Raw genomic sequence first — 12008 nt, forward strand, 5'->3', positions numbered from 1 at the left:
TAAACGTTCTAGAAAGCGAGCACGCCTTTGGTCCTTTGGCGTCCAGTAACCTGGTGCGTCGTAGCCGAAATCGAGCGGAGCCCCGGTATGCCATTCCTCGCAGTGACCGCATTTCCAGCGCATTTCCTTGAGGTCATCGAGAGTGACGCCCGTCCGCGTGTTGCGGATACGCGCAACGTTGTAACAGCCCGAGCAGAGTAAGCTGACCTGCGTATGCTTCTCGGATTCCTCGTTCCAACCGTCGTGGGTGGCACGCATGTTCTCGCATTCGTCGCACCAAGCGTCCGGGAAAGGGTTGTCGTCCGTGGGCTGATTGCGGTTGAAGCCGCGGCCGACAGCACCGTCGCCGACGAGGTGGTGGCAGACGAAGGTCTCGGCGCGCTCGCCGTGCATGTCGCACTGGACGGTTTTCGACGCCATGCGCGGCTTATCTTAGCCCAACCGCGAGAGTGCACTATCCTAGCGGGTGCCGGGTGCCCCACGTTCGCGCCCTGCGGTTGGGCGCTAACGTGGGCGGTAGGGACACGCCGCCTCGCCAAGCCCGAAGGGGATAGTCCCCGCCAGCGGTTACGCTTGTCCCAGGCCGGGAGCCGCCCGTCCCAAACTGCTGGCTGGCGCGGAGCCCGCATGTGACTTTCCACATGGGAGCGCGTCCAACTCCGGAGCCCTGAAACGCCTGCATCGGAAGGGGAACCGGGCGGCCGCGGGCTGCGTACCAACCGGTGTAGAATCATGCGGATGTTCCTGGACATTTTCCGCCAGACCTTGCGCACCCTGTGGGCGCACAAGCTGCGCTCCTTCCTGACCATGTTCGGGATCGCCTGGGGTGTGGGATCGCTGTTGCTGCTCATCGGTTTGGGCGAAGGCTTTCGCTCCGGCAACAAGCGGCAACTGGACACCATCGGCGAAGACATCATGTTCATGTTCGGCGGACGCATTCCGGCGGTGGAGGGCAGCCACCAGGCTATGAAGCCCTTCCGACTGACCCACGGGGACTATCTCGCGGTCAAGGAAGAAGCCCGGCATTTGCGCGCCATCTCCCCGGTGCTGAACCGCGGCGACATTCGCGCCGCCAGCGAGTTCAACAGCACCAACGGCCAGGTGTTCGGGGTGAACGCCAACTACGACGTGATCCGCTACATGCCTCTGGCCCAAGGACGCTGGTTGAACGAACTGGACGACCAGCAACAGCGTCGGGTGGCGGTACTGGGTGACGAAATGCGTCGCAACCTGTTCCCGGGACGTCCCTTCCTGGGCACGACCATCCTGCTGAACGGCGTGCGCTTCGAAGTGATCGGCTCCATCGAGAAAATGCGCGGCGAGTCCAGCATGACGGACATGCGGGTATTCATCCCCTACCAGACCATGCGCATCCTGTTTCCGCTTAAGGACGAGGACCGGGTGGATGGCATCACCTACCTGAACTATCGCCCCGCCTCCCGCGAGGTGCACGACGACGCACGCATGGAGGTCCGCCGGATCATCGCCCGCCGAAAAGGCGGTTTCGACTACACCAACGACGACAACTTCTGGGACTGGGACACGGTGAAGAGCCAGGAGACGATCGGCAAGATCTTCGACGCCATGAACCTGTTCCTGGGCGGCGTGGGCCTTGTGACTCTGGCGCTGGGCGCCATCGGAATCATCAACATCATGCTGGTCTCGGTAACCGAGAGGACGAGGGAAATCGGGCTGAGGAAGGCGCTGGGCGCCACCAACCGCAGCATCCTGACGCAGTTTTTCCTGGAGGGCGCGTTCCTGACGCTGATCAGCGGCGGCGTGGGGATCGCAGCCGCGGCCGGATTCATGATGCTGCTCGCGCAGTTGCCGGCCCCGGAGGGCTTTGACACACCACGCCTGGTGCCCTCGTCGGCGACGGTGGCGGTGTTGGCGCTGTCATTCGCGGGCATTGTGGCGGGGCTGTATCCCGCGCGCAAGGCAGCCCTGATGCAGCCGGTGGAAGCGCTCCGGCAGGAATAGCGAGCGGAGGCAGGGAAGGCGGAGAGAGATGGTTCGCGATCTGATGGGACAGGCCTACGGCTCGCTGCGGCACAATCGCAGCCGCGCCACCCTTACCATGCTGGGCATGGCCTGGGGCATCGCCACCGTGGTCCTGCTGCTGGCCTACGGGGCCGGTTTCCAGCAGGCCATTGAGAACATCTTCGCCAATTTCGGCGCCAAGATGATCGGGGTTTTCCCGGGACGCACCTCCATGCAAGCTGGCGGGTCCAAAGCCGGCACCGAGATCCGCCTGACCATGGACGACCTCGAGCGCATCCGCGCCGGCGTGCCGCTGGTGAACCGCATCAGTCCCATGGCCTGGCACAACACCACCGTTCAGCGGGACGTGCGCAACTTTGACTGGGAGGTGGTCGGCTGCTATCCCGGACTGGCCAGAATGCGCAGCCTGGATTTGGAGCAGGGCCGCTTCTTCAACGACGCCGAAGTCAATGCTCGCGCACGGGTCGTCGTGCTGAGTTCGGAATCCAAGAGCAAGCTCTTCTCGGGTCAGTACGCCCTCGGAGAGAGGGTGCGGATCGGCGGTATCAGCTTTGAGGTGGTCGGCTTCCTGAAGCCCAAAATGCAGGAAGGGAACGACAATATCAACACCCAGGTCTACATTCCCTTCACCACCATGAGCGACCTGAAGGACACCTACTATCTGAACGGCATCTTTCTCGACTACGAGGGTATGGAATACGAAAAAGTGGAAGCTCAGGTACGCACGGTGCTGGGCCAGGCGCACGGGTTCAACCCCAAGGACAAGCGCGCCGTGTGGGTGTTCAACACCATGAAGGACCTGAAGCAGTTTCACATCATCTCCACGGGCCTGCGCGTGCTGCTGGCTTTCATCGGCACGCTCACCTTGGGTATCGGTGGCGTGGGTCTGATGAACATCATGCTGGTTTCGGTAACCCAGCGAACGCGCGAAATCGGAGTGGAAAAAGCGCTCGGCGCGCGCCGCAGGGACATCCTCTTCCAGTTCCTGGCCGAGGCCCTGGCTATCACCTTTGTCGGCGGACTGCTGGGGGTGGTCATCGCCTATGTCATCTCCTGGTCGGCGGGATCCCTTACGCTCTACAGCGCCATCGCCAAGAACGCAACCGCGGGCGACATCCAGCTCGCCATCGATCCCTTCACGCTGATGGTCGCCACCGTCATCCTCGGGCTCGTGGGACTGGTGAGCGGCATGCTTCCGGCCATCAAGGCGTCCCGGCTCGATCCCATCGAAGCCCTGCGCTACGAATGAAGCCCTGGGATTGAGTCGCTTGGGAATTAGCGGATGTTCGGCCTTCTTCCCTGGCTAGAATGGCAGCATGTCCGAGGGGACTGTCAACGTGCGACTGGAGCGCGTCCTCCAGCAACTGCGGCGGTATGAGCATCCGCTGCTGAACTTCGATGCCCGCCAGCAGGGCGACGGCGTCGAGGTGACCATCAACTTCAAGAATCCCCCCGTCCCGGTGCATGAATACCTCTTCCAGATTCATCCCCGCGACCTCGACCACCCCAATTTCGAATGGAGCTTTCAACGCCAGCTCTACGACTGCCTGCACGACTACCTGATCGAAATGTTCGTGAGGACGCCGCAGGATAGGAGCGATAAGCGATAAGCGATTAGCGATAAGCAACGAACAGTTGAGCGGTTGGCTTATTGCTTATCGCGTACTGCTTATTGCGGGTTCTGTAGAATCCCATCGCGTGTCTCTCCGGGAACGCATCCTCGAAGAAATCGCCACGCGCGGGCCCATTCCCTTCTCGCGCTACATGGAGATGTGCCTCTACGACCCGAAAGAGGGTTACTACAGCCGGCCGCAGGAGAAATTCGGCCGCGCAGGGGATTTCTATACCTCGAGCGACGTGCACGCCGTCTTCGGACGATTGCTCGCGCGCCAGTTCGAGGGAATGTGGCGGCGCCTGGGCGCGCCGAAGCGCCTGGACCTGATCGAGCTGGGACCGGGAAGGGGTCTGTTCGCCCGCGACGTACTCGACTGGTCGCGGAAGAAGTTCCCCGAGTTCTTCGCGGCGTTGCATTACCGACTGGTGGAAGCGTCGCCGATTCTGCGGCAGGGCTTGCAGGAACGTTTAGGCGAGTCCATCGCGCAGGGACGGGTTTCGATCGCCGCTCAACCGGAGGAGATTGCGCCGGCGCAGCACGCCATCGTTTTCGCCAACGAATTCTTTGACGCGCTGCCGGTCGAGCTGGTGGATGCCCGCGGTGAGGTGCGAGTCGATGCGCGCGACGGGCGACTGGTGGAAGTGTTCGCGCCGCCATCGGTGGAAGCTCTGGAGTATCTGGATCACTACGCGGTGCACCCGGAGGCGGGTGAGCGGGTGGAAGCGGGTCTGGAAGCACAGCGCTGGGGGTCGCGCATGGCGCGGCTCGCCGAGCGCGCGTTCTTCGTGCTGATCGACTACGGATACACCCGCGAGGAACTGCTGGCCGGGCGGCACCGCGGCACGGTGATGGCCTACCGGCGGCACACGGCGAGCGCGAATCCGTACGAGGCGCCGGGGGAGCAGGACGTCACCGCCCACGTGAACTTCACCGCGCTCTCCGGCGCGGCGCGGGAGGCTGGGCTCGACGTGCTGGGACTGGTGACGCAGTCGCAGTTCCTGATGGGGATCGGGGAAGAGAACGAGTTCGCGGATGCCTTCGAGGACTGCCGCCTGCCGCAGGAGCGCGCCAAGGTCGCGCTGCAGCTCAAGCACCTGGTCTCGCCCGCGGGCATGGGAGAGAGCTTCCACGTGCTGGTGCTGGGAAAGGGAGTGACGAAAGATGGGATTCGCGGGCTGGCGTTCGCGCGACTCTAGAGTCCGCTTTTTCTCTCGCCCGTATAAGGCGAATCGAGGTAGCGGCGAGCCTCGTCGAGAGCGCCCTGGGTGTTGTCATTGGTCTGCAGGGCCTGGCGGTATTCGTTGACCGCGCGTTCGCGCTGCCCGGTGATGTCGTAAATCTTGCCCAACTGGATGCGGCTCCAGACTTCCGTCCACCGCGGTTCGCCGTCGCCGCTCAAGGAGTCGCGGTAGGAGTTGGCGGAGGCCTGGTAGTTGCGCTGCAGGAAGAAGACCTCGGCAATGCGGTAGTGGGCGAGCGAGCTGTTCTTGTTGGCGTCCAGCGCCTTCTGGAATTCGGCCAGCGCCTCCGCCAGCGCGCCCTGCTGCACCAGTTGCTGGCCGCGCAGGATGGCGACGCGCACCTTCAGATCGGGATAGTTCTTGAGCACCCAGTTGTTGGGGTCGATCTGGATGCGGCGGGGCTTGGTGGGAACATCGACGGCGAAGGGCGAAGCCGTGCCTACCACTTCGATGCGCCGGGTCTCGGTGGGGCCGTCGGTGTCGATGCGGAGTTCCATGGGCATGCGGAACAGGTCGAGGTCCTGGCTGATTTCGCCCACGATGCGGAAGCCCTTATCGACGCGATACACCGTGTACTTGTTCTTGAACTCGGGCGCGCCCGTGGAATAAAGCCACTGGGAAAAGAATGGATTCAGCGTTTCCCCGTAGGCGAACTCGGCCACTTTGCGGAAGTCCTCGGCGTTGGCGGCCTTGCCGGCAAACTGCGTGGCGAAGGTGCGCAGGGCGTTGTCGAAATTGGTGTCGCCCATCACCCAGCGCAGCATGTGCAGCACCATGGCGCCCTTCTCGGTGACCAGCGACTGGAACTCGGGCGAGAATGGCTCCAGGCGGCTGACGCTGCCCAGCGGCACGGTGTCGTAGGCGAGGGCGCCTACGGACATGTCCCTGGCCATCTCCTGGTAGCCGGCAGGGCCGGCGACCACCTCGACATAGCGGGCCTCGGAGTAGCGGGCGAACCCGTCGGTGAGCCAGGCGTTGTCCATGCTGGCGACAGAAACCGAAACTCCCCACCACTGGTGCGCGATGGCGTTGGCCAACAGGCGGTAGTTGGGCGGATCGGTGAGTGCGCGCGAAACCAGCGCCGCGATTTCCGGCGCCCACGCCGAGGGCAGGGTGTCATCCGGCAGCTCGACCAGGTTGAGGATGGGGGAAGGCGCGCCGCCATACATCGAGGAAAAAACCTGGAACTCCTTCACGGCGGTGTCGGAGTAGGCGGCAACCAGTTCCTTGTGCTCGGGCTTGAAGTAGGTGCGGACGGTGACGCCGCCCGCCTCGCTCACCGTCTCCTGGAAGCGGCCGGCGATGATCGTGCCGGGGAAACTGGGCTTCATCCACGCAAACGAGTAAGTCATTCTAGGTTCGCGGGAAACAGGAGAAGGCTGGGTGCGGCCCTTGGCTTGGGCGGGCGTGATGGTTTTCGCCGGCAGGCCACCCATCACCACGTTGGTGCGCCCGCTGCCCACGACGGTGTAGCCCTGGGGCACGGTGATGTTCATGGTGGCGGTGAAGCGGTGCAGGTTCCATCCGGTCACCGGGAACCAGCGGCCGGCGTAAAGCAGATAGGACGTATCGGCGCCGATGTAGGCCAGGCTCAGCCCATAGACGGGGCTATCAACGGCGGACTGAAGGATGCCCTCGTACTCGAAGGTCAGCGTGGAACTCGCGCCCTTGGCCAGGCCGGCGGGCAGCATGACGCGCACGGTCGAATCCTGCGTAACGCGCTCGACCGAGAGCTCGTGGCCTTCGGCGTCGGTGACGCGCGTGGGCCGCAGCGCATTGTGCAGTTCGAAGACGGCGGTGGAGATGTCGTCGAGCGCGGTGAAGCGTACCTGGGCGCTGGCTTTCAGGCGATGTTCGGCGGGGAACAGCTCGGCGTCAATCTTGTAATCTTCGGCGCGTATGCGGGGCGCCTCCGCCCCCAAGGCGGTGGCGGAAGCCAGAAGGAGGACGGCCGGCAACAGCCTGAGGATGGTCCAGCCCCGTCCCTTCGGATTGTCCATTCGGTTTTCCCTTTGCGCCGACACGTTCTCTGATGAATTTCCGGGCAGAAAAGATGCTCTAAGACAGGGCGCGCAGCACCGCATCTGCGGCCCGCTCGGCCGCCGGCTGTGTGGCGCCTGCCTTCAGGCGGCTGCGCACTTCGGCCAAGCCACTTAACATTTTCTCACGAGCGGGGCCGTCCGCCAGCAGAGTCTCCAACTCTTGAGCTACGTTGGCGGCGGTGAACCCGGATTGCAGCAGCTCGGGGACGATTTGGCGGCCCACGATCAGGTTAGGCATGGCGACGAAGGGAACACGCAGCAAGCCCCGGCCCAGCCGCCAGGTCAAGGGCGAAACGCGGTACACCACCACCATGGGGGCGCCGGCGAGGGCCGCTTCCACCGTAGCCGTGCCGCTGGCAACTACGGCAGCCCGGGCGTGGATGAGAGCGGGGCGCGCGTCCGCAACAAGCCGGATCGTGGGAGACGGTTCCGACGAGGAGTGACGCGCCACCTGCTCCTGCATCCAGGCACGGCTCAGACTGGAGGCGACCGGCAGAACGAACTCGTGGCCGCGCCGGACGTCTGCCGGCAGGCGCTCCAAAGCGCGCAGCAGGGTGGGCAGCATCATCTGCACTTCTCTTGCCCGGCTTCCCGGCAGCAAGGCGATCCAGGGACGATCGGGATCGAGCCCGTTTCCGGCGGCGAACTCCTGGCGCGTGGTGGCGGGCGGCGACAGGTCGGCGAGAGGATGGCCGACGTATTCGGCATCCACGCCGCGCTCGCGATACCACGGCTCTTCGAAAGGAAAGATGACCAGCGCCTTCTTGATCCACTTGTGGAAGCGCTCCACGCGCCGCTCGCGCCAGGCCCAGAGCTGCGGGCACACGTAATAAATGACGGGAATTCGGCGGCGATGCATCTCACGCGCGACGCGGAAGTTGAAGGCGGGGGAATCGATGACCACGGCGGCGCCGGGCTGGCGGCGGTCCGCTTCCGCGATCAGGCGGCGGAAGTCGCCATAGATGCGCGGCAGGTGGGACACGATCTCCGTGATCCCGACCACTGAGAGCCGGCTGGAATCCACGATGGTTTCGCAGCCGGCGGCACGCATCTGCTCGCCGCCCACGCCGAAGAACTCGCTTGCGGGAACGCGCCTCTTGAGGGCGGCAATCAGTTGCGCGCCATAGAGTTCGCCCGAGGCTTCTCCCGCAGAGATCAGGAAGCGCATCAGCGGGCCGTGGCCTGGGCAGGCTCGGCCGCGTCGGCCGTGATGCCGAGGTAAGGGTTGTACAGGTAGCGCTCCTCGCTGTCGAACTGGCCGAAGTGTCGGCGCAGGATGGAGGCCGGATCGAAGAACCACGCGCCGGGCGGGAGACTTTCGTCGTCGAGGTCGATCCAGTTCCAGGGCGCGGAGGCGGCGTTAGGACGCGCGTAGTCGCCGCGGATGGCGCCGCCCACGGTGCCCAGTTCACAATCGGGCCGGCGCGCTCCGGCCACGGCGCAGAAGCGGTCGCCGAAGTCCACCACGGTGCCGAAGGTCTGGTTGGGCTGGCGCGCTTCGCGGCCATGTTTCCACCAGGTCTTCTGCAGGGAGACCAGTTCGTACGTGGCCTCGAAGTCCTTCACTTGGGAGAACTCTACCGGCTTGCCGTAGCGCAGCGTCAGAATGGGTTGATCTTCGGTCGCCTCTTCGCCCTGCCATCCGTGAATGCCATGCTTTTGCGACTCGATGTAAAGCACAGGGCGGCCGTCCTCCAGGCGCAGGCGCTGGCGGGGCAAGCCGCTGGTGATGCGCAGGTACGAGGCGCCGGGCGTCACCCAGCGCAGCAGGTGATTGTGCGCTACCGTCTCCATGGCGATGACAGCCGGCCCGCCCTCGGCATGCTTGGCCACGATGACCAGCGCGCCTTCGAGGTCGTTTTCGTGGTTGAACTCGATATCCTTGCGCGTTGTGTTCCCGAGGATGTCGCCGTACTTTTCCTGCACCTTGTCGAGAATGGTGGTGTAGGTGGACTGCACGACAGACCAGTCGCGCGGGTGGTAGACGGCATAGTGCAGGTAATAGTGGTCCTCGCCCTCGATCACCGAGTAGTAGACGAACGACCAGAGTTTGTAGCGGGGATCGGCGGCGTTGGTCCAGTTGTTATTGCCCACCCAGTCGCCGTCGAAATCGAAGTTCGTGGGATAGTCGAAGCGATAGTCTTCTTCGGTGCCGGCCAGGCGGTGATAGATGACCGGGGCAAAACGCTCGGCGATGGCGCGCAGCTCCTGCTCTTTGGCGGTCAGAGCAGAAGGTACAGGGGTCGCAGGGGCAGGCGCAGGAGTGGGTTGGGGAACTTCTGCTTCCGACTCCGAGTATTCCTTGACGGGTTTCTGAGCCTGAGCCGGTTCGTCTTCGTTGTATTCCTTGACAGGTTTGGGAGTGGGCGCGTCCTGCGCGGCGGCAGGGAGCAGCAGGAAAATCAGGATTGCGATGAGGCAGCGTGTCACAGGCTCAGTCGTCGGCGCTGACGGCGGCTTCCTGGTCCTTGTACTGGAGCTGATACAGCTTCCAGTATATGCCGCGCTGGGCCAGCAGTTGCTGGTGCGATCCCATCTCGCGCAGCTTGCCCTTGTGCATCACCAGGATGACGTCGGCCCGCTGGATGGTCGAGAGGCGATGGGCGATGATGAGCGACGTCCGCCCTTCGACCATGCGCGCCAGGGCTTCGCGGACGCGCAGTTCGGTGTCCGTATCCACGCTGGAGGTGGCTTCGTCGAGCACCAGGATCCGGGGATTGTGAGCCAGGGCGCGGGCGAAAGAAATAAGCTGCTTCTGCCCGGTGGACAGCGTGGAACCGCGCTCCAGCACCGGCTCCTGGAAACCGCCGGGAAGGGTGCGGATGAAGTCGGCGATGTTGACCTCTTCGGCGGCGCGCTCCACGTCTTCTTCCTCGATCCCGGAGGTGCCGAGACGGATGTTGTCCTGCACCGTGCCGCTGAACAGGAACGGATCTTGCAGCACGACGCCGAAACGGCGGCGCAGGTCGGCGAGGTCCATTTCGCGGAGGTCAACGCCGTCGATGCGGATGGCGCCCTGCTGCACGTCGTAGAAACGCAGCAGCAGCGAGATGATGGTGGTCTTGCCGGCGCCGGTGTGGCCGACGAAGGCCGCGGTCGTCCCGGGCTCGATGGTGAAGCTGACGTCCTTGAGCACCCAGTCGGGCTCGGTGGGCCGCGTGGCGCCATCGCCGCCCGTGCGTTGGCCGTCGCTTGCGGGAGCCGAGCGATAAGCGAACCAGACGTGATCGAACTCGATGCGGCCCGGGCCCTCGGGTCGCTTGGGGGCAGCCGGTGAAACAACTTCGACCTTGGTATCGAGCAGCTTGAAGACGCGCTCACTCGACGCCATGGCCGACTGCAGGATGTTGTACTTCTCGCTCAGGTCCTGGATGGGCCGGAAGAAGCGCTGGGCGTACTGCATGAAGGCCACCAGCACGCCCAGGGAGACTGCGCCCTGGATGACGGCGCCGCCGCCGAACCAGATGACCGAAGCGATGGCGGTGGCGGAGAGGATCTCGACCACGGGGTAGTAGACGGCGTGCGCCATGATGGCGTCCTTGAAGGCCAGCATGTGCGCGGCGTTGACCTCTTCAAACTTCTTGTAGGACTTCTGCTCGCGGTTGAAGAGCTGCAGCACCACGATGCCGGAGACGTGCTCCTGCAGGTAGGCGTTGATGCGCGCGATGGCCACGCGAATGCGGCGGTAGGAGTCGCGCACCTTGGTGCGGAAGATCATGGTGGCCCAGAAGATGAAGGGCAGCACGGCAAAAGTGATGAGCGCCAGTCGCCAATCCATGAGCAGCATGATGATGACGATGCCGGCGAGCACGAAGATGTCTTCGAAGATGGAGACCACGCCGGCGGTGAACATCTCGTTGAGCGCATCCACGTCGGTAGTGACGCGGGTGACCAGGCGGCCGACCGGGTTCTTGTCGAAGAAGCCGACGTGCATCTGCTGCAGGTGGCGGAAGATCTGGCTGCGCAGGTCGAACATCACCTTCTGCCCCGCCCACTGCATGAGATAGATTTGGCCGAACTCGAACAGGAAGCCCGCAGCCAGCGCGCCCAGATACAGCGCGGCGAGCTGCGCTACGCCGACGAGCGGCTCCGGGCTCAGCCACGGGTCAAGCAGCGAGCCGGTGGCGCTCCCCGGCACCAGGTACTTGTCCACGGCGACCTTGGTCAGGTAGGGTCCGATGACGTCAAAGCCGGCCTTGAACACGATGGCCACCAGCGCCACCGCCACCTGCCACTTGTAGGGGCGCAGGTAGGTGATCAGCCGCCGCATCAGGCGGCTGTCATAGGCTTTGCCGAGGACTTCTTCTTCGTGCATGGAGGGCGGCTGCTACAAGCAATTAGAGTAGCGCGGTCGAGGGGTAGATGCGAAATGAATGGAGGCCCTAAGAAACACGCCGCAGCACCAGCGCCGAGTTCTTCGAGCCGAAGGCAATGCAGTTGCACAGCGCGTGTTCGATGGCCGCTTTGCGGCCGGGGTCGGGGACGTAGTCGAGGTCGCATTCGGGATCGGGTACGTCGAGGTTGATGGTTGGCGGAAGCTGGTTGTGGCGCATGGCCACGAGCGTGGCGGCGACGCCGGCAGCGCCACAGGCGCCCTGCGGGTGGCCGATCTGCGATTTCAGCGCCGACATCGGCGTCTGGTGGGCGTTGCAGTTCAACGCCAGCTTGAGCGCGCGAGTCTCGATGCGGTCGTTGAGCTCGGTGGAAGTGCCGTGCAGGTTGACGTACTGGACTTCCTCCGGTCCGATGCCGGCTTCCGTCATGGCAATCTGCATGGCGCGTGCCGGCTCTTCGCCGCATTCTTCCAGGCGCACGCGGTGAAAAGCCTCGCAGGTGGAGCCGTAGCCGGCCACCTCCGCGTGGATGCGGGCGCCGCGGGCACGAGCGTGTTCCAGATCCTCGAGCACGAACATCCAGGCGCCTTCGGCCAGCACGAAACCGTCGCGGTCGGCGGAGAACGGGCGCGAGCCGCGCTGCGGCTGGTGATTCCACGAAGTCGTGAGGATCTTCATCAGGGTGAAGCCCTTCATGATGCCGTAGGCCAGCGGGGCGTCGGCGCCGCCCACCAGGAACATGGGCAGCACGCCCGCCTGAATCTGGCGATAGGCA

At 64.2% G+C, this 12008-nt stretch carries 10 protein-coding genes; 4 read left to right on the forward strand and 6 right to left on the reverse strand.

Annotation, left to right across the window (positions count from 1 at the left end; genetic code table 11):
* Positions 1-420: hypothetical protein (locus VLE48_11930; GenBank protein ID HSA93712.1), on the reverse strand; the 420-nt coding region annotated here is incomplete at its 3' end.
* Positions 421-738: 318 nt separating this feature from the next.
* Between VLE48_11930 and VLE48_11935 the strand changes: the two genes are divergently transcribed.
* The 4 genes from VLE48_11935 to VLE48_11950 all read left to right on the forward strand — a co-directional run bounded on the left by VLE48_11935 (position 739) and on the right by VLE48_11950 (position 4812).
* Positions 739-1980 carry an ABC transporter permease gene (locus VLE48_11935; protein ID HSA93713.1) on the forward strand — a complete coding sequence of 414 codons (1242 nt, stop codon included), beginning with the start codon at positions 739-741 and terminating at the stop codon, positions 1978-1980.
* 28 nt (positions 1981-2008) lie between these two features.
* Positions 2009-3250, forward strand: coding sequence for an ABC transporter permease (locus VLE48_11940; GenBank protein HSA93714.1), 1242 nt, complete (start codon positions 2009-2011; stop codon positions 3248-3250).
* Between the two features lie 67 nt (positions 3251-3317).
* Complete coding sequence (locus VLE48_11945; GenBank protein ID HSA93715.1) at positions 3318-3611, forward strand: hypothetical protein; 294 nt, start codon at positions 3318-3320, stop codon at positions 3609-3611.
* Between the two features lie 88 nt (positions 3612-3699).
* The gene (locus VLE48_11950; protein ID HSA93716.1) at positions 3700-4812 is read left to right on the forward strand and encodes an SAM-dependent methyltransferase; all 1113 of its coding nucleotides are present in this window, start codon (positions 3700-3702) and stop codon (positions 4810-4812) included.
* Here VLE48_11950 and VLE48_11955 read toward each other — a convergent pair.
* The 5 genes from VLE48_11955 to VLE48_11975 all read right to left on the reverse strand — a co-directional run.
* Complete coding sequence (locus VLE48_11955) at positions 4809-6857, reverse strand: M1 family aminopeptidase (protein ID HSA93717.1); 2049 nt, start codon at positions 6855-6857, stop codon at positions 4809-4811. The two genes, VLE48_11950 and VLE48_11955, sit on opposite strands and share 4 nt — an antisense overlap.
* Before the next feature lie 58 nt (positions 6858-6915).
* Positions 6916-8067, reverse strand: a complete 1152-nt coding sequence (gene lpxB, locus VLE48_11960) for a lipid-A-disaccharide synthase (GenBank protein ID HSA93718.1) — start codon at positions 8065-8067, stop codon at positions 6916-6918.
* Positions 8067-9329, reverse strand: coding sequence for a hypothetical protein (locus VLE48_11965; GenBank protein ID HSA93719.1), 1263 nt, complete (start codon positions 9327-9329; stop codon positions 8067-8069). Before VLE48_11965 ends, lpxB begins: the two co-directional genes overlap by 1 nt.
* A gap of 4 nt (positions 9330-9333) precedes the next feature.
* Positions 9334-11214 (reverse strand): ABC transporter ATP-binding protein, encoded by a 1881-nt coding sequence (locus tag VLE48_11970; protein ID HSA93720.1) that lies wholly within the window; start codon positions 11212-11214, stop codon positions 9334-9336.
* 67 nt (positions 11215-11281) lie between these two features.
* Positions 11282-12008, reverse strand: a 727-nt coding sequence (locus VLE48_11975; GenBank protein ID HSA93721.1) for a beta-ketoacyl-[acyl-carrier-protein] synthase family protein, incomplete at its 5' end; no start/stop codon positions are given.

It is taken from the genome of Terriglobales bacterium (genome assembly GCA_035454605.1).
Taxonomy (GTDB): domain Bacteria; phylum Acidobacteriota; class Terriglobia; order Terriglobales; family Acidobacteriaceae; genus DATMAB01.

Bases quoted from the DNA above. Each gene is read 5' to 3' on its own strand.
- VLE48_11940 (HSA93714.1), top strand. From the start codon at position 2,009: ATGGTTCGCGATCTGATGGGACAGGCCTACGGCTCGCTGCGGCACAAT.
- VLE48_11935 (HSA93713.1), top strand. From the start codon at position 739: ATGTTCCTGGACATTTTCCGCCAGACCTTGCGCACCCTGTGGGCGCAC.
- VLE48_11955 (HSA93717.1), bottom strand. From the start codon at position 6,857: ATGGACAATCCGAAGGGACGGGGCTGGACCATCCTCAGGCTGTTGCCG.
- VLE48_11945 (HSA93715.1), top strand. From the start codon at position 3,318: ATGTCCGAGGGGACTGTCAACGTGCGACTGGAGCGCGTCCTCCAGCAA.
- VLE48_11970 (HSA93720.1), bottom strand. From the start codon at position 11,214: ATGCACGAAGAAGAAGTCCTCGGCAAAGCCTATGACAGCCGCCTGATG.
- lpxB (HSA93718.1), bottom strand. From the start codon at position 8,067: ATGCGCTTCCTGATCTCTGCGGGAGAAGCCTCGGGCGAACTCTATGGC.